18 protein-coding genes and 1 pseudogene are annotated in these 23,438 nt (G+C 63.0%); 10 read left to right on the plus strand and 9 right to left on the minus strand.

Annotated elements, in window-relative coordinates:
• The first annotated feature begins 71 nt into the window (after nucleotides 1-71).
• The 3 genes from smc to ligA are packed head-to-tail and all read left to right on the plus strand — an operon-like array spanning nucleotide 72 to nucleotide 6,573.
• Entirely contained in the window at nucleotides 72-3,575 is a 3,504-nt protein-coding gene (gene smc, locus EK373_RS31230; protein WP_129649288.1) for a chromosome segregation protein SMC, read from the plus strand.
• 11 nt (nucleotides 3,576-3,586) lie between these two features.
• Nucleotides 3,587-4,561, plus strand: coding sequence for a cell division protein ZipA (locus EK373_RS31235; protein WP_129649289.1), 975 nt, complete (start codon nucleotides 3,587-3,589; stop codon nucleotides 4,559-4,561).
• Nucleotides 4,558-6,573 (plus strand): NAD-dependent DNA ligase LigA, encoded by a 2,016-nt coding sequence (gene ligA / locus EK373_RS31240; RefSeq protein WP_198683793.1) that lies wholly within the window; start codon nucleotides 4,558-4,560, stop codon nucleotides 6,571-6,573. Before EK373_RS31235 ends, ligA begins: the two co-directional genes overlap by 4 nt.
• A 194-nt stretch (nucleotides 6,574-6,767) precedes the next feature.
• Here ligA and EK373_RS31245 read toward each other — a convergent pair whose 3' ends face one another.
• The 3 genes from EK373_RS31245 to EK373_RS31255 are packed head-to-tail and all read right to left on the minus strand — an operon-like array spanning nucleotide 6,768 to nucleotide 8,458.
• Nucleotides 6,768-7,580: a peptidylprolyl isomerase gene (locus EK373_RS31245; RefSeq protein ID WP_129649290.1), complete on the minus strand. Its 813-nt coding sequence runs from the start codon at nucleotides 7,578-7,580 to the stop codon at nucleotides 6,768-6,770.
• A gap of 48 nt (nucleotides 7,581-7,628) precedes the next feature.
• Nucleotides 7,629-7,898 carry a BolA family protein gene (locus EK373_RS31250; RefSeq protein WP_129649291.1) on the minus strand — a complete coding sequence of 90 codons (270 nt, stop codon included), beginning with the start codon at nucleotides 7,896-7,898 and terminating at the stop codon, nucleotides 7,629-7,631.
• Nucleotides 7,895-8,458 carry a septation protein A gene (locus EK373_RS31255; protein WP_129649292.1) on the minus strand — a complete coding sequence of 188 codons (564 nt, stop codon included), beginning with the start codon at nucleotides 8,456-8,458 and terminating at the stop codon, nucleotides 7,895-7,897. The genes EK373_RS31250 and EK373_RS31255 overlap by 4 nt, the downstream gene beginning before the upstream one ends.
• A gap of 66 nt (nucleotides 8,459-8,524) precedes the next feature.
• On the opposite strand from EK373_RS31255, the gene EK373_RS31260 reads away from it, so the two are divergent.
• From EK373_RS31260 to EK373_RS31280, 5 genes and pseudogenes are all read left to right on the plus strand, one after another.
• Nucleotides 8,525-9,148 carry an L-threonylcarbamoyladenylate synthase gene (locus EK373_RS31260; RefSeq protein WP_129649293.1) on the plus strand — a complete coding sequence of 208 codons (624 nt, stop codon included), beginning with the start codon at nucleotides 8,525-8,527 and terminating at the stop codon, nucleotides 9,146-9,148.
• A gap of 128 nt (nucleotides 9,149-9,276) precedes the next feature.
• Entirely contained in the window at nucleotides 9,277-10,494 is a 1,218-nt protein-coding gene (locus tag EK373_RS31265; RefSeq protein ID WP_129649294.1) for a tryptophan--tRNA ligase, read from the plus strand.
• Nucleotides 10,495-10,589: 95 nt separating this feature from the next.
• Nucleotides 10,590-11,351 (plus strand): annotated as a pseudogene (locus EK373_RS34475) (segregation and condensation protein A); the annotation flags it as partial.
• 1,448 nt (nucleotides 11,352-12,799) lie between these two features.
• Entirely contained in the window at nucleotides 12,800-13,930 is a 1,131-nt protein-coding gene (gene scpB, locus EK373_RS34095) for an SMC-Scp complex subunit ScpB (protein WP_129649295.1), read from the plus strand.
• A gap of 39 nt (nucleotides 13,931-13,969) precedes the next feature.
• Nucleotides 13,970-14,812 (plus strand): S4 domain-containing protein, encoded by an 843-nt coding sequence (locus EK373_RS31280; protein ID WP_129649296.1) that lies wholly within the window; start codon nucleotides 13,970-13,972, stop codon nucleotides 14,810-14,812.
• An 84-nt stretch (nucleotides 14,813-14,896) separates the two neighbouring features.
• Here the strand turns inward: EK373_RS31280 and EK373_RS31285 are convergent, their stop codons facing one another.
• The gene (locus tag EK373_RS31285) at nucleotides 14,897-15,316 is read right to left on the minus strand and encodes a VOC family protein (protein ID WP_129649297.1); all 420 of its coding nucleotides are present in this window, start codon (nucleotides 15,314-15,316) and stop codon (nucleotides 14,897-14,899) included.
• 98 nt (nucleotides 15,317-15,414) lie between these two features.
• On the opposite strand from EK373_RS31285, the gene EK373_RS31290 reads away from it, so the two are divergent.
• Nucleotides 15,415-15,684 (plus strand): hypothetical protein, encoded by a 270-nt coding sequence (locus EK373_RS31290; protein ID WP_129649298.1) that lies wholly within the window; start codon nucleotides 15,415-15,417, stop codon nucleotides 15,682-15,684.
• 2 nt (nucleotides 15,685-15,686) lie between these two features.
• On the opposite strand, the gene EK373_RS31295 is transcribed toward EK373_RS31290, so the two are convergent.
• Genes EK373_RS31295 through EK373_RS31315 form a run of 5 tightly spaced genes read right to left on the minus strand, consistent with a single transcriptional unit; the run spans nucleotide 15,687 to nucleotide 20,646 of the window.
• Nucleotides 15,687-16,436 carry a YciK family oxidoreductase gene (locus EK373_RS31295; protein WP_129649299.1) on the minus strand — a complete coding sequence of 250 codons (750 nt, stop codon included), beginning with the start codon at nucleotides 16,434-16,436 and terminating at the stop codon, nucleotides 15,687-15,689.
• A 21-nt stretch (nucleotides 16,437-16,457) separates the two neighbouring features.
• Entirely contained in the window at nucleotides 16,458-17,291 is an 834-nt protein-coding gene (locus EK373_RS31300; protein ID WP_157994626.1) for a phytoene/squalene synthase family protein, read from the minus strand.
• A 4-nt stretch (nucleotides 17,292-17,295) separates the two neighbouring features.
• On the minus strand, nucleotides 17,296-18,609 hold the full coding sequence (gene rmuC, locus EK373_RS31305) for a DNA recombination protein RmuC (RefSeq protein WP_129649301.1): 1,314 nt from the start codon (nucleotides 18,607-18,609) through the stop codon (nucleotides 17,296-17,298).
• A 1-nt stretch (nucleotide 18,610) separates the two neighbouring features.
• Complete coding sequence (gene ubiG, locus EK373_RS31310; protein ID WP_129649302.1) at nucleotides 18,611-19,321, minus strand: bifunctional 2-polyprenyl-6-hydroxyphenol methylase/3-demethylubiquinol 3-O-methyltransferase UbiG; 711 nt, start codon at nucleotides 19,319-19,321, stop codon at nucleotides 18,611-18,613.
• A 38-nt stretch (nucleotides 19,322-19,359) separates the two neighbouring features.
• Complete coding sequence (locus tag EK373_RS31315) at nucleotides 19,360-20,646, minus strand: amidohydrolase family protein (RefSeq protein ID WP_129649303.1); 1,287 nt, start codon at nucleotides 20,644-20,646, stop codon at nucleotides 19,360-19,362.
• Nucleotides 20,647-20,749: 103 nt separating this feature from the next.
• Here EK373_RS31315 and gyrA point away from each other — a divergent pair, with 103 nt between their 5' ends.
• Nucleotides 20,750-23,413, plus strand: coding sequence for a DNA gyrase subunit A (gyrA, locus tag EK373_RS31320; protein ID WP_129649304.1), 2,664 nt, complete (start codon nucleotides 20,750-20,752; stop codon nucleotides 23,411-23,413).
• The last annotated feature ends 25 nt before the right edge of the window (nucleotides 23,414-23,438 follow it).

The raw sequence follows: 23,438 nt of genomic DNA on the forward strand, positions 1-23,438 counted from the left end.
CGCGTCCACAGGCGGGAATGTTTCACATACACTACGGCCCGTTTTCATACCCCTCTTCGTACCGAGGCGCGATGCGACTCAATAAGATCAAGTTGGCCGGGTTCAAGTCTTTCGTGGACCCGACCGCGGTGAATTTCCCAGGCAACCTGACGGGCGTCGTCGGTCCGAACGGTTGCGGCAAATCGAACATCATCGACGCGGTCCGCTGGGTCATGGGCGAGATCTCTGCCAAGCACCTGCGCGGCGATTCGATGGCCGACGTGGTGTTCAACGGCTCCAGCTCGCGCAAGCCGGTGGGCACCGCCTCGGTGGAGCTGGTGTTCGACAACTCCGACGGCAAGCTGGCGGGCCAGTTCGCCAACTTCAATGAAGTCTCGCTGAAACGAGTCGTTTCGCGCGACGGCACGTCGGCATATTTCCTCAACGGCGCCCGCTGCCGTCGCAAGGACATCACGCAGCTGTTCCTGGGCACCGGCCTGGGCTCGCGCAGCTACGCCATCATCGAGCAAGGCATGATCGGCCGCGTCATCGAGGCGCGTCCCGAGGAATTGCGCGGCTTCATCGAAGAGGCCGCCGGCATCTCCAAGTACAAGGAGCGCCGCCGCGAGACTGCGAATCGCATCTCCGCCACCAAGGAGAACCTGGAGCGCTTGAACGACGTCCGCGAGGAAGTCGACAAGCAGCTGCGCCACTTGCAGCGCCAGGCCGCCACCGCCCGTCGCTACCAGGCCTTGAAGCAGGACGAGCGCAAACTCAACGCCGAATTGATCGCGCTGCGCCTGAAGACCATCGAGGGCGATGCGGAGTCGAAGGAAACCGTCCTGCGCGAGCGCGACACCGCGATGCAGGCGTTGATTGCCGAGCTGCGCGCCATCGAGTCGTCGATCGAAACCTCGCGCGAAGATTTCACGGAGAAGTCGGAAGCTCTCAACGCAGTCCAGGGCCGCTACTACCAGATCGGCTCCGAGATCTCGCGCATCGAGCAGTCGATTCAGCACACCCGCGAGCTGCGTCAACGGCAGCGCCAGGACCTGGAGCAGACCGAAGAGAGCGCGGCCGAAGCCAGCAAGCATTTGTCGCGCGATCAGGAGCAGATCAGTCAGCTGCAAACCGAGCTCGAACAACTCGAGCCCGGACTCGAAGCGGCCCGCGAACGCGAACAGGCGTCCGCCGATGCGTTATCGCAAGCCGAAGAGGCGATGCAGTTGTGGCAGGAGCGCTGGGAGGATTTCAATCGCGAATCCCGATCGGCCAGCGAAAAGACGCAGGTCGAACGCGCGCGTATCGAACAGTTGGAACATCAGCTCTCGGGCCTGCAGTCGCGGCGTGAGCGTCTGAGCACCGAGCTGGGTCAGCTCGACATGGGCGATTCCACCGAGCGCATCGCGATGCTCGAAGCTCAACAGGAAGATGCAGCGGTTCAAGGCGAAACCGCGGCGACTCAGCTGCGTGAGGCGACGGAACAGTTGCAGAGTCTGCGCGAGCGCGAACGCGAGTTGGTGAGCGCCGAGGACAACAGCCGTAAGCAGTTGCAGGAAGCGCAGGGCAAGTTGATGTCGCTGCAGGCTCTGCAGCAGGCCGCGCTGGGTCTGGCACAGGGCAAGGTCACCGAATGGCTCTCGTCCAACTCGCTGACCGAGCGCCCACGCTTGGGTCAGCAGCTGGTCGTGGACCAGGGCTGGGAGCGTGCTGTCGAAACGGTGCTCGGCTCCTATCTCGAAGCCGTGTCCGTCGATGCACTCGATGACATCGCTCAACGGATCGACTCCTTGCAAGTCGGCACTGTTTCGTTCTTCTCTTCAGGCACGAGCAGCGCTCAGAGCAGTGACAGCAACAGCTTGCTGTCGCGCGTGCGGGGCCCGTCCGCGATCTCGGCATTGTTGACGGGCATCATCGCGGTGGACTCGTTGCCCGAAGCGCTGGAGCGTCGTCATTCGCTCTCCGACGGTCAGTCGATCATCACGCGCGATGGCGTGTGGATCGGTCGCGATTGGTTGCGGGTCAGCCGTGACAAAGACGTGCACGCCGGCGTCATTGAGCGCGAAAAGGAAATGGGCGAGCTGCGCGATCGCGTTGGCGCCGCCGAAGAGCAGCGCGAGACCGTTCAATCGCAGCTCGCGGAATGCCGCGACGGCTTCCACGCGCTCGAACAGCGTCGCGATGAATTGCAGGTCGAGGTGAATCGTCTGCACCGCTCGCACAGCGAGTTCACCTCGCAGGTCACCGCGCTGCGTGCCAAGGCCGAGCAGACCGCGGAGCGCCTGCGTCGCGTCACCGGTGAAATCGAAGAGCTGGATAACGATTACGGCAGTCGCTCCGAAGCGATTGCCGAAGCACGCGCCCGCTTGCAGGAAGGCGTGGAAGCGATGGCGCAGTTCGAAGATCAGCGCATCGGGCTCGAGCAGGAACGCGACGAGCGTCGCGAGGATCTGGGTCACAAGCGCTCGCAGGCGCAGCTGGATCGCGCCGGTGCGCAGGACGTGGCCATCAAGGTGGAGTCGCGGCGCTCGGCGCTGTCGTCCATCTCGGCCGGTCTCGATCGTCTGCGCAACCAGCTGGAACAGTTGGAACAGCGTCGCGAGCGTTTGACGCAGCAACTCTCCGAGGGCGATGAGCCGTTGAATGCGCTGGAAGCCGAGCTGGAAGCGAAGCTCGAACAGCGCGTCGAAGTCGAGGAAGAGTTGTCGGTCGCGCGCCAGGCGTTGGAAACCGCCGAGCATCTGATGCGCACGATGGATCAGCAGCGCATGGATCGCGAGCACGCGATCGAACAGGCGCGCGCGGGCTTGGAAGACGTGCGCATGCTCGCGCAGGAACTGAAAGTGCGGCGTGAGACGCTGCAGGAACAGTTCGCAGCGACCGGGCTCGATCTGGCGACGGTGTATCAGGAGATGCCGCCGGAAGCGGACGTGCACGCCTGGGAAGAAACATTGAGCGATATCGCCGACAAGGTCGGCCGCCTCGGCGCCGTGAACCTCGCGGCCATCGAGGAATATCAGGAACAGTCACAGCGCAAGGAATACCTCGACAGCCAGTTCAAGGACCTGACCGAGGCGCTGGAGACGTTGGAAACGGCGATCCAGAAGATCGACAAAGAAACGCGTCAGCGCTTCCAGGATACGTTCGATCGCGTCAATGCCGGCTTGAAGGAACGCTTCCCACGCCTGTTCGGCGGCGGTCATGCGTATCTGGAGCTGGCAGGCGAGGACATCCTCAACGCCGGCGTGTCCATCATGGCGCGCCCGCCGGGCAAGCGGAACAGCACCATCAACCAGCTGTCCGGCGGTGAGAAGGCGCTCACGGCCGTGGCGCTGGTGTTCTCGATCTTCGAATTGAACCCCGCACCGTTCTGTCTGCTGGACGAGGTGGACGCGCCGCTCGACGAAGCCAACGTCGGCCGCTTCTGCAACACCGTCAAGGAGATGTCCGAGCGCGTGCAGTTCATCTTCATTACCCACAACAAGACGACCATGGAGCTGGCGTCGCACCTGGTCGGTGTGACGATGAACGAGCCGGGCGTGTCGCGCCTGGTGGCGGTGGACGTCGACGAAGCGGTGCGTCTGGCGGCGATGTAAGCGGGCTCGCAATGAGTGAGTTGCGTTGGATTCTGATCGGGTTCGGTATCGTTCTGCTCGCAGGCATCTATCTGTGGGGGCGGCGCGGTGGCGCTGCCGTTGCGGAAGATGTCGCGCTTCGCTCGCGACCCGAGTCCGCGTTGCCACCCCATGGCTTCACCGAGGTGCGTCGCGAGCCGGCGTTCCAGCGAGCGGAGGTTCCCGACTACGAAGAGCCTTCGTACGAGCAGGACGACGAGTCCGAGGAACCTGCCGACGAAGCAAAGCCGCTGGCTGAAAGTTACGAAGAGACCGCGGTTCGGCCGGTGCGTCCACCGCGCATGGAAGCTCGGCTTCCTCGCGGCGAGTTGCCGCGACCGGTAGCGAGAGAAACGCCGCCGCCCGCGACGAGCTCTGAGTCACGGCCGCTGCCGGATTTTCGTCGCGGACGCGTCGAGCCCACGCTCGGCGGCGATTCCGTCACCGAGGAGCTGCCGGTTCAGTCGCCAAATTCGACGGCGGTTGTTACCCCCGCGCCGACGCTGTCTTCGAGCGATACGCCAGCGCCGCGCCGGTCGCCCGAGCGCCGCAAGATTCTTTCACTGCGCCTGAGCACGGCGCCGCAGAAGATCGAAGGCACGAAGCTGCAGGAAGTGCTGGCGGCCGAGCTGCTGAGCCACGGTAAGTACGACATCTTCCATCGCGAGCACAGCGACGGGCAGGCCATCTTCAGCATCGCCAGCATGGTCGAGCCCGGCACGTTCGATCTGGAGAAAATGGGCGAGACGCTGTATCCGGGCGTGACTTTGTTTGCTCAGTTGCCCGGCCCGGTGCCGGGCATGCATGCGCTCAACGAGCTGGTCGCATGTGCGCGTCGCCTGCACCAATCGCTGGGTGGCGTGCTTCAGGACGATCGTGGTGTGCCGCTGACCGTGCACCGAGTCGAGCGCATGCGACAGGAAGTCCGCGACTTCGAGCGCCCGCCGGGCAGGGGTAATCACGAGTGACCAAGCCGTCGCCTGCGGCGCGCGCAGAGGATTTGCGCCGCCAGCTGGAGCATCATAACTATCGTTATTACGTGCTCGACGATCCGGAAGTCTCCGATGCCGAGTACGACCGCCTGCTGAATGAGCTGAAGCAGATCGAGACGGACAATCCCGATCTCATCACGCCCGATTCGCCGACCCAGCGCGTCGGCGCGACCCCGGTCAGCGAGCTGCAGGAAGCCGTTCACACGACGCCCATGCTGTCGTTGGACAACGCCTTCACGGATGAGGACCTGATCAATTTCGACCGCCGCGTTCGCGAGCGTCTCGAGACCGACAAAATCATCGAATACGTCGCCGAGCCGAAGCTCGACGGCCTGGCCATGAGCTTCCGTTACGAGAAAGGCAAGCTCGTGCGCGCCGCGACTCGTGGCGATGGCATGAAGGGCGAAGACGTTACTCACAACGTTCGCACCATCAAGGCGGTGCCGACGCAGCTGCGCGGCAAAGCGCCGGACGTGGTCGACGTGCGTGGCGAAATCTTCATGACGCTTGCCGGCTTCAAGGCGATGAATCAACGCGCGCTGGAAAAGGGCGAGAAGGTGTTCGTGAACCCGCGCAACGCCGCGGCCGGCACGATGCGTCAGCTCGATCCGCGACTTGCGGCGAGCCGTCCGCTCGATGTGTTCTTTTATGCCGTCGGCGAGCACGGCAATTGGAAATTGCCGCCTACGCATTACGAAGTGCTCGAGCAACTGCGCGAATGGGGTTGCAAAGTCTCGCCGCTCGTAAAGCGCGTGCAGGGCGCCGAGGGCTGCCTGGAGTACTACCAAGATATCGGTGAGAAACGCAGCTCGCTCAAGTACGAGATCGACGGCGTCGTCTACAAGGTCAATCGTTTCGCTCAACAGCGCGAGCTCGGCTTCGTCTCGCGCGCGCCGCGCTGGGCGATCGCGCACAAGTTTCCGGCGCACGAAGAGAACACGATCGTTCGCGATGTGGAGTTTCAGGTCGGTCGCACGGGTGCACTGACGCCGGTTGCGCGATTGGAGCCGATCTTCGTCGGTGGAGTGACGGTGAGTAACGCGACGCTTCACAACATGGATGAAGTGCAGCGTAAGGACGTGCAAATCGGCGATACGGTGGTCATTCGTCGGGCGGGCGATGTGATTCCCGAGGTCGTCAAAGTCGTTTTGGAACGTCGACCGAAGAATGCCCGGCCGGTCGTGCTTCCCGAAAAATGTCCGATCTGCGGCTCAGCCGTGGAGCGCGAGGAGGGCGAAGCTGTCGCCCGCTGCACGGGCAGCCTGTCCTGTGCGGCGCAGTTGAAAGGTGCGCTGCTGCATTTCGCGGGTCGGCGGGCGATGGATATCGATGGACTGGGCGAGAAGATCGTCGATCAGTTGCTCACCGAAGGGCTCGTGCACAGCCCGGCGGATTTGTACCAGCTGACGGTCGAGCAATTCGCGAATCTGGAGAGGTTGGGAGAGAAGTCGGCCAAGAATCTGGTCTCCGCGCTCGAGAAGAGCAAGAAGACCACGCTGGCTCGCTTCCTTTACGCCGTCGGCATCAGAGACGTAGGCGAGTCGACGGCCACTGCGCTCGCGAATCACTTCGGCTCGATCGAGGCGCTCCAAGACGCGAATGAAGCCGCGATCCAGGAAGTGCCGGACGTTGGCCCCGTCGTGGCGGCGCACGTCTACACGTTCTTCCAGCAGCCTCACAATCGAGAGGTGATCCAAGCGCTCCGTGACCTCGGCGTCAACTGGCCGGCACAAAAGGCCCGCGCCGCTCCGACCGAAGGCCCGCTGACCGGCAAAACGTTCGTGCTCACGGGAACGCTGGAAAGCATGAGCCGAGATGACGCCGGCGATCGCATCACGGCGCTCGGCGGGAAGGTGACAGGCAGCGTGTCGAAGAAGACGAGCTACGTGGTCGCCGGCTCTGAAGCGGGCTCGAAGCTCACCAAAGCCCAAGAGCTCGGCGTCGAAATTCTCGACGAGGCCGCGTTCCTAAAACTCTTGGAAGGCTAAACGCCCCACCGCGCGATCGGCGGTGGCTGTCGGGAGGATGTGTTCTCCCGGCAGCTTTTCGGCACAGGGATGGGGCCGAAACAGCAGGGCTCACCATGGACGTGCGGCGAGGAGCGCAATGCGCTCCGGCCGGCGCCCGGTGCCGGGAGGACACATCCCCCCGACAGCCGCCGCGTGCGCCGACGCTCCGATTCTTAAATCTTCTTCTCGACCTTCGCGTTCTTCCGCAGGTCATCCAAATAAGTCTGCAGCTTCTTCCGCTGGACCAGCACCTTCACCCGATCCTTCACCTCTTCGAACGGAGGCGGCGAGGTCACGCGAGACTCTTCGAGCTTGATGACGTGCCAGCCGAACTGGCTCTGCACCGGCGCATCTGTCATCTGTCCCGGCTGCAGCGCCGCGACCGCGTCGGAGAACGGCTTCACCATGGTCTCGAGCGTGAACCAGCCGAGGTCGCCGCCATTCTTGCCCGAGGGATCCTTCGAATTCTTCTGCGCCGACTTCGCAAAGTCGCCGCCGGCTTTGAGTTCCTTCGTGATCGCTTCGGCCTTGGCCTGATCGTCCACGAGGATGTGACGGGCGTGATATTCCTTCGGCATCTGGGCGACCTGCGCGTCGTACTCCGGGCGCAGTTCCGCGTCCGTCACCGGGTTCTTCTCCAGCCACTGTTGCAGCCCCGAATCGACCAGCACGTTCAGCCGGGCGAGCGCGAGCTGATCCTGCACCTTCGCTTCCTTCTCGATGCCGTCCTTCGATGCTGCTTCGGCGGCCAGCTGCATGCTGATGAACTGATCCAGCAGCTGCGACTTTTCGGCTTCAGTGATCTCGCGCTTCGACTGGCGCGCGACGTTCTCGACGTACAGGTCGAACTCGGACTTGCTGATCTCTTTGCCATTGACCACTGCGACGGCAGGGCCCGCGGGGGCTTTGGCAGTTTCGGCAGCCTTGCCGCAGCCGGCCAGCAGCGTCAGGGGCAGCAGCAGGCTGGCGAGTAGATGACGGTTCATACGCAATCCTTGGGGGAGAAGGGGGAAGTGATGCTGAACGGATATTCGTCAGCGCGCCTCGTCCGGTGTCAGCGCGGTGATGCTCAAGGCGTGGATGTCGGATTGCATGAGCTCGCCCAGCGAGCGGTACACCAGCTGGTGCCGCTGCAAGGTGCGCAACCCGTCGAAATCGGCAGAGACGACGCGCACGCGGAAATGTCCTTTGCCTTCTTTCGCACCCGCATGGCCGGCGTGCAAATGACTGTCGTCGACCAGCTCCACCTGATCGGTGTGCAGCGCTTTGCGCAGCTCATCGACGATGCGTTCGGCGCGCGTCATTGCGGCTTCTCCGACTGCGTCGGCGCGTCCTCGGACGGCATCTTGGACGACAGCCAGACCGCCTGCGCGATCGCGAACACGAAGGTCAGCCCGAGCATGCCGAACAGCTTGAAGTTGACCCAGGCCTCTTCCGAGAAGTTGTAGACGACGTACAGGTTGATGGCGCCGAGCGCGGCAAAAAACAGGATCCAGGCCCAGTTGAGGGTCGCCCACACCGGGCGCTCCAGCTGCACGTTCTCGCCCATCATGCGCTCGATCAGCAGCTTGTCGCCGAAGAACCGGCTCGCCAGGAAGCCGGCCGCGAGCAGCCAGTTCACCACCGTGACTTTCCATTGGATGAAGGCCTTGTCGTGGATCGCCAGCGTCAGGCCGCCGAAAATCAATACCAGCACGCCCGAGATCAGCGCCATCTGGCTGATCTTGCGATGGCGGAACCATTGCCAGCCCGTCTGCGCTATCACCGCGACGATGATTACGGCGGTGGCGACGAACATGTTGCCGGTGATCTTGTAGGTGAGAAAGAAAGCGATGACCGGGAAGAAGTCGAACAACAACTGCATGCGAGAGAGCGCGCCTTGCCGGATCGAATACTCCGGCGGATTTGACAGGGCCGCTATCATACCGGGATGACCAGCCGCTATCTGGAGATTCACCCCAAGGACCCGCAGCTCCGCCTGATCCGTCAGGCGGTCGAGATCATTCGTGAGGGCGGGGTGGTCGTTTATCCGACCGACTCCAGCTATGCGCTGGGCTGTCACCTGGGCGACAAGGCCGCCATGGAGCGCATCGCACGCATTCGCCAGACCGACCGCCATCACCACTTCACGCTGGTGTGCAGCGATCTGTCCGAGATCGCCAACTACGCCCGCGTCAGCAACACGCAGTACCGCACTCTCAAGGCCTTCACGCCCGGGCCGTACACCTTCATCCTGCAGGCCACCAAGGAGACACCGCGCCGCCTGCAGAACGAGAAGCGCAAGACGATCGGCGTGCGAGTGCCGGATCATCCCGTGCCCACGGCCATCCTCGATGAGCTGGGCGAGCCCATCATGAGTTCGACTCTCATCCTGCCGGGCGACGAACACCCGCTGACCGATCCGCACGAGATCCAGGAGCGGCTGTTTCACTTCGTCGATGCGGTGATCGACAGCGGCAACTGCGGGCTCGAGCCGAGCAGCGTGATCGATCTGGCTGGGCCAGCGCCAGTCATCGTCCGCCGCGGTAAAGGCGACGTGAGCGCCTTCGAATAATCCGGTCCTGCGCGGCTATCAAGACTGGCTGTCAAGCTGCGTATAATGCGGCCAGCTTTGCAAGCTGCTGATTTCCCGAATTAACAAGATTCGATAACGCCTTGATTTATAGGGCCCGAGGCCAAGCATTGAGCGCGACTCCCGCTAACAACCGACGCGTCCTGTCCGGCATGCGACCGACCGGCGCACTCCATCTCGGGAACTATCACGGCGCGCTCAAGAACTGGGTGGAGCTGCAGTACCAGTACGAGTGCTATTTCTTCGTCGCCGATATTCACGCGCTGACGACCGGTTACGAGGACACCTCGCAGCTCGAAAGCAATGTGTGGAATGTGGTGATCGACTGGCTGGCGGCCGGCCTGAATCCCGCCTCGTCGACCATCTTCATTCAGTCGCGTGTGCCCGAGCATTCCGAGCTGCACCTGCTGCTGTCCATGGTGACGCCGCTGAGTTGGCTCGAGCGCGTGCCGACTTACAAAGATCAGCAGGAGCAGTTGAAGGACAAGGATCTGGCGATGTACGGCTTCCTGGGTTATCCGCTGCTGCAGGCCGCGGACATCCTGCTGTACAAGACCGCGTTCGTCCCGGTCGGCGAAGACCAGGTAGCGCACGTCGAGATCACCCGCGAAGTCGCGCGGCGCTTCAACCACATCTATGGCCGCGAGCCCGACTTCGAAGCCAAAGTTGAGAAAGCACTTAAAGCGCTCGGCACTCGCAACAGCACTCGATACAACGAGTTGCGCCGTCTTTATCAGGAGAAGGGCGATGCCGAAGCCATTGCCAAAGCGCATTCGCTGCTGGAAGGCACGGCGCGCCTGACGCTCGCCGATCGCGAGCGACTGATCGGTTATCTCGAAGGCACCGGCCGGAGCTATCTGGTCGAGCCCGAAGTGCTGCTGACGGCGACGCCGAAGGTGCCCGGCCTCGATGGCCGCAAGATGTCCAAGTCGTACGGCAACACCATCGGCTTGCGCGAAGACCCGGATCAGGTCGCGAAGAAGCTCAAGGGGATGGTGACCGATCCGGCGCGCCAGCGGCGCACCGATCCGGGCGATCCGGACAAGTGCCCGGTGTTCGATCTGCACAAGATCTATTCGAGCTCCGAGACTCAGGCGTGGGCCGCACAGGGCTGTCGTACGGCCGGCATCGGCTGTCTGGATTGCAAGAAGCCGGTCATCGATGCGGTCGTGGCGCAGCTGCGCGACATGCAGGCACGCGCGAAGGAATTCGAAGAGAATCGCGACCTCGTCCGAGGCATCATCGCCGAAGGCAACGAGAAGGCGCGTGACGTGGCGCGCCAGACGCTCGATGAGGTGCACCAGGCGATGGGGATGAATTACCGGTGAGCAAGTCCAAGCCCGAACTGAAGCTGGTGGAGGACACCGGCTCGCAGCTGCAGGAGGAGGACCTGAGCATCGAGCTGCCGCCGCAGCAGAGCGAGATGCCGTTCGCTGTGGTCGAAGGCGAGCCGATGACCCAGCTGCCGCGCGATTTGTATATTCCGCCGGACGCGCTGCAGGTGTTCCTGACCGCGTTCGAAGGTCCGCTCGATCTGCTGCTGTATCTGATCCGCAAGCAGAACCTGGACATCCTGAATATTCCGATCGCCGAGATCACTCGTCAGTACATGCAGTACATCGAGGTGATGGCGGAGATGCAGCTGGAGCTGGCCGGCGAATATTTGCTGATGGCCGCGATGCTCGCCGAGATCAAGTCGCGCATGCTGTTGCCTCGGCCGGCAGTGGCGGAAGGTCAGGAAGAAGAGGATCCGCGCGCTGAGCTCGTGCGTCGTCTGCAAGAGTACGAACGCTTCAAGAAGGCGGCGGAAGATCTCGACAAGCTCAATCGCTTGGAGCGAGACAACATTTCCGCATCGGCCGAGCTGGAGGAGCGCAAGGTCGTCAAGCTCCTGCCGGATGTGACCCTGAAGGAAATGCTCGACGCGTTCCGCGACGTCCTGTCGCGGGCCGAGAAGTTCGCGCATCACCACATCTCTCGCGAGCGCTTGTCGCAGCGTGAGCGCATGTCGGAAATCCTGTCGCGCTTGCAGACGGTCGCGTTCTTCGAGTTCAGGGAATTGTTCAAGCCCGAGGAAGGGCGCATGGGCGTCACTGTGACGTTCATCGCCATTCTGGAGTTGATGAAAGAAGGCTTGATCGAAATCGTGCAAGCTGAGGCCTACGCTCCAATTCACGTGCGCACGGCGCAGCGGCACCTGAAAGTTGTTCAGGGTGGCGCGACAGCTTCCGAGAGTGCGGACGCCGAGAACGTCGCCGCGCTCGCGCAGCCTGAGTTGGCGGGTGAGAATGACATCCCGGATGAGGATGAGACGCCGCCGGCCGATGACGCGGCCATTGCTGTTCAGGCTGCCGTTGCTGATGTGGCCGCTGCATCCTCAATCGCTGTAGACAGTGTTGAGTCGGATAACGCGATCGCCGATGTTGGCTTCGTTGAAGCTGCGGTGTCGGAGGCGATTGCGTCGACCGAGAATGCAGTGGAGACGGTTGCCGAGGTTGCCGCGACGGACGAAGTAGCCTTTGCAGAGGCGGTGGCTGAAGAAGTTGCTGCTGGCGAGCCGGTGATTGTTGATGAAGCCGCCGTGAGCGCGCACGTTGCCGAGGAAATTACGCTCGAAGACGTGCCGCCTGAGTTCGGCCCCGTCGATGACGCCGGCGCCTTCGTCGATCCGATGGAAGCGCAGGTCGTCGAGCACTCGGCAGAGGCGGTGGTGGAAGAGAGCATTTCGCCCGTCGCCGATGCTCTGCCGGAGGCTGCAATTGCTCAGGCAGTTGTCGTTACCGAAGAGACGGCCGTCGATACGGCGGAATCGGTCGAGATCGAATCCATCGAAACGATCGAGTCGGCCGAGACGAGCGCCGCGGTGAACCAAATCGCCGCCGCCGATCCAACCGAGTCGCGCCCGGTCGAAGAGCATGTCGTGGAAGAGCACGAAGTCGAGGAACACGTCGTTCCCGAGCACGTGGTCGAAGAGCACGTCGTGCCCGAGCCGGTGGTCGAAGAGAACAACTCGCTGGTCGATGCGCAGGTTGCTGACGAGGCCCAGGTTGAGAGCGAGGACATCGCTGCCGAATCGACCGCTCAGGTCGAGACAGCCGAGCCTGAAGTTGCCGCCGAGTTTATTGCCGGCGGCGAAGAAACCGTTGCTCATGTCGAGAGGGTCGAGAATATCGAAGAGGTTGTAGCTGCGGTCGAGACGACGGCGGAGATCGCGGACGAGCCCATCGCATCTTCCGACGTATCAGCCGCACACGAGGCCGACGAGCATTCGCAGCTGGCCAAGGCGACAGATGTCGTGGTGAGCGAGGAAGCAACGGCGCTCGAAGTCGCTGCCGAGACGACTCCGGCCCTCGAAGCAATCGAGGTGGTCGCGGAGGACGCGCCATCGAGCGAACCGGTCGAGGTTGTTGCAGAGGATGCGCCAACTGACGAGCCAATCGAAGTCGTTGCTGAGGACGTCCCGTCCGATGAGACGACCAACGTCGTGATCGAAGACGCCGTGGCAACGGCCGAGCAGGGCGAGACAACGAGCGAACAGATTGCCGATCTGTCCGAGCCTGATGTGTCCCAGGCAGGCGACAGCGTGACCGGGGCCGGAAGCTCGGACGACAATTCGGACGCGGAATCATCGAGATGAACGAACACGATCTCAAGCACATCATCGAAGCGACGCTGCTGGCGGCTGGCAAGCCGATCACTACTCAGCAGCTGATGGACCTCTTCGAGGAGCGCGAGCGGCCCACGCCCGAGTTCTTCACGACTGCGATCGGCATGCTGATCGCGGACTACGAGAATCGTGGCATCGAACTGGTCGAAGTCGCGAGCGGCTGGCGCATTCAAGTGCGGCCGAAGGCCGCCGAAGTGGTCTCGCGTCTGTGGTCGGAACGGCCGGCGAAGTACTCGCGCGCGTTCCTGGAAACCCTGGCGCTCATCGCTTATCGCCAGCCGATCACCCGCAGCGAGATCGAAGAGATCCGTGGCGTGTCGATCAGCTCGACCATCATGCGCACCTTGCAGGAGCGCGGCTGGATTCGCACTGTCGGCCATCGTGAAGTGCCGGGCCGTCCGGAACTGCTCGGCACGACGCGTGAGTTCCTGGATTACTTCGGCCTGAAGAGCCTGGATCAGTTGCCGACGCTGGCCGAGCTGAAGGACATCGAGGCCATCGGTGTGCAGCTCGAGCTGCCCGCCGATCAGCCGCAGTCGTCTGAAGGCACAGCTGAAGGCGAAGTCGCGGCAAGCGCCGAAGATGGTGCGGCGACGGACGAAGCCGCGGCGCCCGGCGAGACCGTGGAGTCCGTGGGTGAAGTCGAAGCGAGCACGGGAGCGCAAGCAGACGCAGATGTTCAAGCCGACGCGGACGCCGACTCCGACGTCGCAAGCGCGACGGTCGCTGAAGCCAATGCTGACGCCAGCGACGACGAGGACGAGGACGAGGACGACGACGACGAGGACGAGGACGAGGACGACGCCGACAGCGAAGACGACGACTCGGATGATGACGATGACGATGACGACATCGATGACGATGACGATATCGACGACGAGCTGTCGGCCAGCGCGGGTGACAGCGACGACAGCGACATCGACACCAAGTTGTCGGCCGACGGCAGTGATAGCGACGACGGCGACGACTTGAACGACGACGAGCTGTCGGCCGACGCCGATGACGGCGACGACGACTCCGGTCAATCATCGCCAATGGTCGCGTCGGACGACGATGAAGAGCACGCTCGCGTCAGCGAGCCGCCGAGCGAAGGCTAACAACTACCGGCACCGCTGCCCGCCGCGGGTGCCAGCACCATGTCCGAACGTCTGCACAAACTACTGGCCCAGCATGGTCTCGGCTCGCGTCGCGAGATCGAGAAGTGGATGCTGGAAGGCCGCGTACGCCTGAACAATCAGCCTGCGCAACCAGGCGATCGCTACAACCCGGGCGATCGCGTCAGCATCGATGGCAAGGATGTGACATCGCGGCTGCAGGTTTTCGCTGCGCCGAAGGTCGTCCTGTATCACAAGCCGCAAGGCCAGCCGATCACGCCGACCGCCGAAGATGAGAGCGGCGAGGTAGCGGCCAAATCCGTAATGGAATCGCTGCCGTCGTTGCGCGGCTCGCGCTGGCTGGTCGTGAATACCATGCAAGCGGGCGACAGCGGGCTGCTGTTACTGACGAGCGATGGCCGACTGGCCGATGCGCTTCGCCGCCGGGCAGAGACGACGCCGGCTGCATACGTCGCGCGCGTGCTCGTGCCGTTCCCCGAATACGATGTCGATTCGATTCCTCGCGTCGTTCAATACGACGACGAGACCATCGAGTTCGAGAACATCGAGCCGGCGGGCGGTGAGGGTACGAACCGATGGTTCCGTGTGGAATCGCACCGTGCCCACCGGCGCGCTGCCGTGCGGGCATTGTTCGAGAGCCGCGGCTTGAAAGTTAGCCGCGTGATTCAAGTGAAGTTCGGCGATTTCGAGCTGCCGCGAGATCTGCCTCGCGGCAAGCATCGTGAGTTGTCGGAAAGTGACGTTGCCGATCTGTATGCAAGCGTCGAGCTCACATTGCCGACGCCGCCGCCGAAACCGGCAGCAGCGCCACGGCCGCGTCGCCGGCCAGCGCCGGATCGACGCAAGAAGCCGAAGCGGCGCTAATAGCCGGTCGTCAGCGATTAATAGTTAGGGGTTGGTCAAAGACTCCGGCAAGCCTCCATCCCCTAACCACCAACATCCAATCGTTTACTTCGGCTGGTTCATCGACCACATAACGCCGAACGGATCCTTCACCTGGCCGTAGCGCGCGCCCCAGAACATATCCTGCAGCGGCAACACGATTTCGCAGCCAGCATCGAGGGCGCGCTGCCACCACTTGTCGATCTCCGTGACCTGCAGTGTCAGGTTGAAGCCCTGCGGCTTCTCCGCCGGGCAACCGTGCTCGGGGTAACCGTCGGCCAGCATCAGCGATGAGCCGTTCACGTACAGGTGTATGTGCATGGTGCGACCCTGGTCATCCACCGGATATCGGAAGACCTCCTTCGCATCGAACGCCTTGATATAGAAGTCGGCCGCCTTGGCGGCGCCGTCCACGCACAGGTAGGCGACCAGACCGCCCTTGACTTCGGGGTTCGGGTATTGAGTTTCGTTTTGCACAGCGCTCATCTTCTGCTCCGGTGAGGGTGGAAAGCGTATCGTTCGAGGCAAGGACGCGTCAGCCGCCCGACTGCCGACACGGGCATCGGAATTTTTTTGGAGGAGCGATGGACGAAGACCTGGAGGCGTTGAGCCGGGACCAATTGCTCGCCGAGGTAAGGAAACTGCGGGCGGCTATTCGCGAGCATCGCGACAGCAGCGGTCACGGGTTGTGCTGGCACCACCCGCAGCTGTGGGGTTTGTTGCCCGAGCCGATCGATCCGGCCATAGCGGTGCCGCCGTGGCCCAGGTTCATGCGCGGCTGCGTGCGCTATCGGGAATCGCTGGACCGGCAGCGACCCGACGCGCCGGTCCATGACAAGGAGTTTGGCGAGTAACCTTACTGCGCGTTGATCGTCTGGCCGTGTACGCCACGGCTATCGGACCCGAGCAGATAAAGATACGCGGCCACAATGGTGTGGGGTTCGCGCAGCTTGCTGCGATCCTCGGCCGGGTACGCCTGCAGGCGCATGTTCGTCTTCACTGCACCGGGGTTGATGCTGTTCACACGCATCGCCGGTTGTTTCTCCAGTTCCTGGGCCAGCATGCTCATCAGACCGTCGCTGGCCCACTTGGATACCAAATACGAGCCCCAGAACGGGCGCGGATTGGAAACAACGCCGCTCGAAGTAAACAAAATCACCGGATCGGTCGACTTCTTCAGCAGCGGCAGACAGGTGCGCGTGAGGATGAAGGGGGCGTTGACGTTGACGTGCATGGTGCGCATCCACTTCGCCACGTCGTGATGTTCGATGGGCGCGCGCTCGCCCAGCATCGATGCGTTGTGCAGCAGTCCGTCGAGCCGCCCGAACTCCTGCTCGAGCGCGGCGACCAGCTTCTCGTATTCGTCCGGCCCGGCCTTCTCGAAATCCAGCGGCAGGATGGAAGGACGCGGACCGCCGGCATTCACGATCTCGTCGTACACCGCTTCGAGCTTGCGAACGCTGCGGCCGTGTAACACGACCTGCGCGCCGTGCGATGCCGCTGCGAGCGCCACCGCTTTGCCGATGCCATCGCTGGCGCCGGTAATGAGAATGACGCGATCTTTGAGCGCGTCTTTGGAAGGTTGGTAAGTGCGAGGGTCGGTCATATTCATTGCCAGGTGTATGGATCAGGCACGACGCGCGGCGCGCCACGCAGTCCACGGTTTTTGCAGAGGCCCGAGCTCGATGCGTTGGGTGGCCACATCGTAGTTGCGAGCCGCGATGTGGTCGAGCAGCTTGCGGTGTAAGGCAGCGAGTACGTAGATCGGGCGGAGGTGTTCGGTTTGCGGGCTACGCGGCGGCAGCTCGAGCTCGGTCATCGCGGACTCGCGCATGGAGCGCAGCGCGTCCTTGAGCTTCGGATCGACTTCGCCTGCGCGCAGGTGGTCGTTCTTCAGCTCATGTTGGTCGAGCAGGTCGAGCGGCAAATAAACATTGCCGTCGCACGCATCCTGGCGCAGATCACGAACGATCTCTGTCATTCGAATGCCGACGCCAAGCTTGTTGGCCGCGGCGCGGGTCGTTTCATCGAGCGCTTCGGGCCTGACGAGCAAGGTCGCGATCAGCTCCTGGATCGCGCCGCCGCTGCGTGAACAGTACGCGCGCAGCTCCTGCTGATTCGAGAAGGTCATGCGGGCGAGATCCATGTCGGCGGCCGCGAGCACTTCGTGAAGTTTGTTGAACACGGATCGATCGCCGGATGTGCGTTCGAGCAGGACGCGTGTGGCCGGATGCTGCGGATTGGCGTTGATGAGCCTGTCGGTCTCGGCGCGCCACCAAGTCAAACGCGTGTGTGCGACATCGTGACTTGCGCTCTTCGCGGACTCACGAATCTCGGTTTCGATCGCATACAACGCCTGCACGATTTCGCGGCTGGTCTCGGGCGAGTAGAGCAGCGCGAAATAACGCATCGAGCCCGGCGGGGCCGTGCGATTGACAAGTTCGTTGTCCAGGGTCGACATGTCGTTAGCTCGGCTGCGTGGTGGCCTTGTCGGCAGTGCCGGGCAGGGGCAGCTGGCCATTGTCCGCGGGCTCGCGCGCCAGTTTGTCGATGGGCTCCAACGGTTCCATATCGCGATCCGGACGCACGCCCAGCTCGGTGAACTTGCGCGCGCCGGGCAGCACCTGGCGTTCGAGCGAACCGATGGCCGCGTTGAAGTTTTCGACGCTGTTGCTCAGATTGCGCCCGAGCTTGCCGAGGTGGGTCGTGAACACGGCGAGTCGTTTGTAGAGATCTTCGGCGAGCGTGCGAATTGTCTCGGCATTCTGCGCGAGCGACATCTGCCGCCAGCCATAGGCGACGGCTTTCAATAATGCGACGAAGCTGGACGGCGTCGCGATGATGACGTCCTGGCGAATGGCGTCTTCCAGCAAGTTGGGTTGTTCGGCCAGCGCCGCCGACAAGAACTGATCGCCCGGGATGAACAGAATGACGAAGTCGGGGCTGCGCTCGAACTGGGCCCAGTAGCTTTTGGCGCCGAGCTGTTTGACCCGCTCGCCGATGGCATTGGCATGACGGCGCATCGCAAGCGCGCGCTGCTCGTCGGTGCTGGCGTCTACCGCTTCGAGATAAGCATCGAGTGGCGTCTTTACATCCACGATCAGATCGCGGCCGTCGGGCATGTGCACGATCATATCGGGGCGGAGATTGCCGTCCTCGACCCGCACGTGCACTTGTTCCTTGAAGTCGCAGTGCTCGACCATGCCCGCCAGTTCGGCGAGGCGACGCAAGGTCATCTCGCCCCATTGGCCGCGTACTTCGGGTCGACGCAGCGCGTTGACCAGCGTGCGCGTTTCTTTTTGCAGGGCCTGCTGGCCGAGGGCGACCGATTCGAGCGAGGTCTTCAAGCTGCCGAACGTTTCGGCGCGCTCTTTTTCAATGCGCAGGATCTGCTGCTCGGTCTTGCCCAGCGCCTCGCGGATGGGCCCGAGCATGGTCTCGATGGCTTTCTCACGTTCGCTGAGCGCCGAGACCGCGTATTGCTGATGCTGAGTTAAATGCTCGCGGGCGAGCTGCAGGAACAGTTCGCTGTTCGAGCGCAGCGAGGAGCCGGCGAGGCTGTCGAAGGATGTCTTCAGTCGCTCCATCGAGCGTTCGAGCGCGGCCTGCCGCTCGTGTTCGAGCTGTTCCTCGCCTTTGACCTGAGCCTTCAGCACCGCGAGCTCGACGTGCAGCGCTTGCGAGCGCTGGCGTGCACGCAAGCTCGCGAACAGCGCGCCGATGAGCACGCCGATCGCGAGGGCAGTCAGGACGATCAGCCAAACCGAAGTGCCGACCAACTCAGGAATCTCTTCTCAAGTGCATCATGTAGTTCACGCTCACGTCGCCGGTGCGACGGGCGGTGTGTTGGAGCGCGTCATACGCCAGGCCGGCGATATCCACGACGCTCAGTTCTGTGGCCCGCGCCCAGCGGCTCATTTCGGAAGGCTTGATGAAGCGCTCATAACTATGCGTGCCCCGCGGCAGCATGTTCAGAACGTATTCGGCGCCGACCACCGCCAATAGATAAGCCTTCAGATTGCGGTTGAGCGTCGAGACGAAGATGTGGCCGCCGGGCTTCACCAGATCATGCAGCGCGCGCAGCACGCTCTGCGGCTCGGGAACGTGCTCGAGCATTTCCATGCACGTGACGATGTCATAGGCGCCGGGCGAATGAGCGGCGTGAGTTTCGGCGGACTCGCGCACGTAGCGGATCGTCACCTGGCTTTCGAGGGCGTGCAGCTCGGCGACTTCGATGGTTTGAGGCGCCAGGTCGATGCCGGTGACTTGAGCGCCGCGCTTGGCCATCGCCTCGCTGAGAATGCCGCCGCCGCAGCCCACATCGAGGACACGCTTGCCTCGCAATGAAGCGCCTGCGTCGATGTACTCGAGCCGCACTGGATTCAAAACGTGCAGGGGACGGAACTCGCCCTTGGGATCCCACCAGCGCTGCGCGATGTCATCGAAGCGGGCGATCTCGGCGGGGTCGTGATTGGAAGCAGCTGCGTTCATGGTTTCAATTACTCACAGAGCTGAGCCGCGGCGCCGATCTATTGGACTGCCTGTGCCGCGATACGAACCCGCCACAACTCGGCGCGATTCAACACGGCGGCGGTGTCCAGATGCGTCAGCTGGCGATCACGCACCAGCATGCGGCCGGCAACCCAAACATCGCTTATTTGCTCGCGCGACACGGCGAACACGATCTGCGCCGCCGGGTCGTAGGTAGGCTGGGTATTGGGATGACTCAGGTCGATACAACACACATCGGCCCATTTACCCGGCAGCAGCGAGCCGATGGACTCGGCCAGGCCAAGCGCGCGCGCACCGTTCAAAGTCGCCGTTTGGAGCCACTCGTGAGCGTCGACCGGAGTCGCGGCCGGAAACATGCCGTTGGCGATGAGGGCGGCGCTGCGCAGCTCGGCCAACAGATCGTTGTTGCCGACGCCGCCGCTGCCGAGCGCAACGTTCACCGCACGATCCTTGAACAACGGCACCGGACACAGGCCGCTGCCGTGCTTGAGGTTGGATTGCGGGCAGTGCACGACGCTGGCGCCCGCGGCGGCAACGCGCTCGACGTCGGCGGAATCCAGTTTCACCATATGCACCGCTGCCAGCAGCGGCGAGAGCAGCCCCAGCTTTTCCAATCGTTCGAGCGAAGGCGCGCTGCCGCGGCTTTCGTTCACGTGCATGTGGATTGGTAATTCCAGCTCGTCCGCAAGTCGGCGCACACGCTCCAGCGTCTCATCGCTCAGCGAGGCGGGCTCGACGGGCGCAAGCGCGGTCGTGATCAGTGGATCGTCGCGATACTCGTCCCGCAGCTGCAGGCCCTTGGCCAGACACTCGCTGGCCGAGCCGGCCCAAACCGACGGTGTGTCCTGTATGGAAAGCCCGACGCAGACTCGCATGCGCGCTTCGGCGGCGGTCTGCGCGACCACTTCCGGAAACAGGTGCTGGTCGGCAAAACAAGTCGTGCCGCTCGACAGCGCGGCGGCGATCGCGAGCTCGGCGCCGTCGCGGACATATTCAGCATCGACCCAGCGCTGTTGAAGCAGCCGGATGCTGTGCGCCCAGTGCTCGAACGAACTGCTGGTGACTGCTCCGTGCAGCAGGCTGCTGGCCGCGTGAGTGTGCGCATTCACCAGCCCTGGCAGCAGCACGTGCGCCGGCCGGTCAAGCTCTTCCCGCGCTGAAAAACGCTGTTTCGCCTCGGCGGTGGGCAACAGCGCCAGGATGCGTCCCTGGTGAATCGCCAGCGAGTGCGCTTCCAGCACCACGCCCGCCGGTTCGATCGGAATGATCCAGCGGGCCGAGAGCAGCGTGTCGATAGGTTCCATGCGGGCGCAAGTATAACTGCGAAGCTGCAAGTTAATCAGTTGGCAAGCCCTGTTTTGGACGCGCAATGTGATAAGATTCGGCACTTCCTTCGAAGAACTCCGCATGGCCGAAATCGCTCGCGAAATTCTGCACGTCAACCTAGAAGACGAGATGCGTCAGTCGTATCTCGACTATGCGATGAGCGTCATCGTCGGGCGCGCTCTGCCCGATGTGCGCGACGGCTTGAAGCCGGTCCATCGCCGCATCCTGTTCGCGATGCACGAGAGCAATAACGTCTCCACTCGCCCATATGTGAAGTGCGCGCGCGTGGTCGGTGACGTGCTCGGTAAATATCACCCGCACGGCGACACGTCGGCTTACGACGCGCTGGTGCGCATGGCGCAGAACTTCTCGATGCGCTACCAGCTGGTCGACGGCCAGGGCAACTTCGGCTCGGTGGACGGCGATCCGCCGGCGGCCTACCGCTACACCGAGTGCCGCATGACGGCGCTGGCGAGCGAGTTGCTCGCCGACATCGACCGCGAAACCGTCGATTTCGTCGACAACTACGACGGCAAGGAAAAAGAGCCGGTCGTGCTGCCGACGCGCGTGCCGAACCTGCTGATCAACGGCTCGGCCGGCATCGCGGTCGGCATGGCCACCAACATTCCGCCGCACAACCTGGGCGAAGTGGTCACCGCCTGTATCGCGCTCATCGACGATCCGAACATCAGCATCGCGAGCCTGATGCAGATCATTCCGGGGCCGGATTTTCCGACCGCCGGTATCATCAACGGCGCGGCCGAGATCGCGTCGGCCTATCTGACCGGTCGCGGTCGCGTGTACGTGCGCGCCCGCACCGAGATCGAGGAAGACGACAAGGGCCGGCAGGCCATCATCATCACCGAGCTGCCGTTCCAGGTGAACAAGGCGCGCCTGCTCGAGCGCATCGCCGAGCTGGTGCGCGAAAAGGTCATCGAAGGCATCGCCTCCGATGGCTTGCGCGACGAGTCCGACAAGGATGGCATGCGCGTCGTCATCGAGCTCAAGCGCGGTGAAGTCGCGGACGTGGTGCTGAACAAGCTGTTCAAGCACACGCCGATGGAAACCGTGTTCGGCATGAACATGGTCGCCCTGCAGGACGGCCAGCCGAAGCTGTTCAGCCTGAAAGAGATGCTCGAAGCGTTCGTGCGTCATCGCCGCGAAGTGGTCACACGCCGCACGGTGTATGACCTGCGCAAGGCTCGCGAACGTGCGCACATTTTGGAAGGCCAGGCCGTCGCGCTGGCGAACATCGATGAAGTCATCGCCGTCATCAAGGCATCGCCGACCCCGGCCGAAGCCAAGACAGCTTTGATGGGGCGCGTGTGGTCGTCCGGCGCCGTGCCGGCGATGCTGGAACGGGCTGGCGCCGTCAATGCGCGCCCGGACGGATTGTCCATCGAGTTCGGTCTTGTCGAGGGCGGCTACCGTCTGTCGGATGTGCAGGCCCAGGCCATCCTCGACATGCGCTTGAACCGCCTCACCGGCCTGGAGCAGGACAAGATCATCGCCGAGTTCCAGGAACTGCTGGCGCAGATCGCCGACTTGAGCGACATCCTGGCGCGGCCGGAGCGGCTGCTGCAGGTGATTCGCACCGAGCTCGAAGAGGTCAAAGCGAAGTACGCCGATCCGCGTCGCACGCAGATCATTGCGGATCACTCGAATCTGACGTTGGAAGATCTGATCGAGCAGCAGGACGTGGTGGTCACGCTGTCGCACGGTGGCTACGCCAAGGCGCAACCGGTGACCGAATATCGAGCGCAGCGGCGCGGCGGTCGCGGCAAGGCTGCGACGGCAATGAAGGACGAGGATTTCGTCGACAAGCTGTTCATCGCCAATACTCACGACACGCTGCTGTGCTTCTCCAGCACCGGCAAGATGTATTGGCTGAAGGTGTATCAGCTGCCGCAGGCGAGCCGTGGCTCGCGCGGAAAGCCGATTGTGAACCTGTTGCCGCTGCAGGAAGGCGAGCGCATCAACGCTGTGCTGCCCATCCACGAATTCGAGACCAATAAGTTCGTATTCATGGTGACCGCGGCCGGTACGGTAAAGAAGACGTCGCTCGAAGCGTTCTCGCGGCCGCGCCAGGCCGGCATCATCGCCATCGAGCTCGAACAGGGCGATCGGCTGGTCGGCGTCGACATCACCGACGGCACCAAGCAGATCATTCTGTGCTCGAGCGGCGGCAAGGCCATCCGCTTCGACGAAAACGACGTGCGTCCGATGGGGCGCACGGCCGCCGGCGTGCGTGGCATTCGCTTGCCGGAACCGGCTGCTGCTGCGGAAGGCGCCGAGCAGCCGCAAAGCAAGGAAGAGGTCATCTCGCTCATCATCGTCGACGAGCAGGGCATGGTGCTCACCGCGTCCGAGAATGGCTATGGCAAGCGGACCGCGATCGAGGACTTCCCGATCCATGGCCGCGGCGGCCAGGGCGTGATCGCATTGCAAATCAGCGAGCGAAATGGTCGGATGGTCGGCGCGCTGCTGGTCAAGCCGGAAGACGAGATCATGCTGATCAGCTCCGGCGGCACGCTGGTGCGCACGCAGGTCAACGAGATTTCAGTGCAGGGGCGTAACACACAAGGTGTGCGTCTGATCCGCGTCGATGAAGGCGATCGTCTGGTCGGCCTGGAACGCATCGTCAGTGACGGCGCCGCCGGCGCTGAAGGCGGCGAAGGCGCTGAAGGCCCGGAAGGCGCTGAAGGCGGCGAGGGCGATGATGGCGGCGGTGGCGCTCCCGAGTAATCAATCAGCGTAAGCAACGGTCATA

This window comes from Peristeroidobacter agariperforans (assembly GCF_004138335.1).
Lineage (GTDB): Bacteria > Pseudomonadota > Gammaproteobacteria > Steroidobacterales > Steroidobacteraceae > Steroidobacter > Steroidobacter agariperforans.

What these genes read in the sequence shown, in the direction of transcription:
- EK373_RS31280 (WP_129649296.1), top strand. Translation starts at nt 13,970, where the DNA reads ATGTCCGAACGTCTGCACAAACTACTGGCCCAGCATGGTCTCGGCTCG.
- EK373_RS31285 (WP_129649297.1), bottom strand. Translation starts at nt 15,316, where the DNA reads ATGAGCGCTGTGCAAAACGAAACTCAATACCCGAACCCCGAAGTCAAG.
- EK373_RS31315 (WP_129649303.1), bottom strand. Translation starts at nt 20,646, where the DNA reads ATGGAACCTATCGACACGCTGCTCTCGGCCCGCTGGATCATTCCGATC.
- EK373_RS31255 (WP_129649292.1), bottom strand. Translation starts at nt 8,458, where the DNA reads ATGCAGTTGTTGTTCGACTTCTTCCCGGTCATCGCTTTCTTTCTCACC.
- EK373_RS31300 (WP_157994626.1), bottom strand. Translation starts at nt 17,291, where the DNA reads ATGTCGACCCTGGACAACGAACTTGTCAATCGCACGGCCCCGCCGGGC.
- smc (WP_129649288.1), top strand. Translation starts at nt 72, where the DNA reads ATGCGACTCAATAAGATCAAGTTGGCCGGGTTCAAGTCTTTCGTGGAC.
- EK373_RS31295 (WP_129649299.1), bottom strand. Translation starts at nt 16,436, where the DNA reads ATGACCGACCCTCGCACTTACCAACCTTCCAAAGACGCGCTCAAAGAT.
- EK373_RS31245 (WP_129649290.1), bottom strand. Translation starts at nt 7,580, where the DNA reads ATGAACCGTCATCTACTCGCCAGCCTGCTGCTGCCCCTGACGCTGCTG.
- gyrA (WP_129649304.1), top strand. Translation starts at nt 20,750, where the DNA reads ATGGCCGAAATCGCTCGCGAAATTCTGCACGTCAACCTAGAAGACGAG.
- ubiG (WP_129649302.1), bottom strand. Translation starts at nt 19,321, where the DNA reads ATGAACGCAGCTGCTTCCAATCACGACCCCGCCGAGATCGCCCGCTTC.
- scpB (WP_129649295.1), top strand. Translation starts at nt 12,800, where the DNA reads ATGAACGAACACGATCTCAAGCACATCATCGAAGCGACGCTGCTGGCG.
- EK373_RS31250 (WP_129649291.1), bottom strand. Translation starts at nt 7,898, where the DNA reads ATGACGCGCGCCGAACGCATCGTCGATGAGCTGCGCAAAGCGCTGCAC.
- EK373_RS31235 (WP_129649289.1), top strand. Translation starts at nt 3,587, where the DNA reads ATGAGTGAGTTGCGTTGGATTCTGATCGGGTTCGGTATCGTTCTGCTC.
- EK373_RS31290 (WP_129649298.1), top strand. Translation starts at nt 15,415, where the DNA reads ATGGACGAAGACCTGGAGGCGTTGAGCCGGGACCAATTGCTCGCCGAG.
- EK373_RS31260 (WP_129649293.1), top strand. Translation starts at nt 8,525, where the DNA reads ATGACCAGCCGCTATCTGGAGATTCACCCCAAGGACCCGCAGCTCCGC.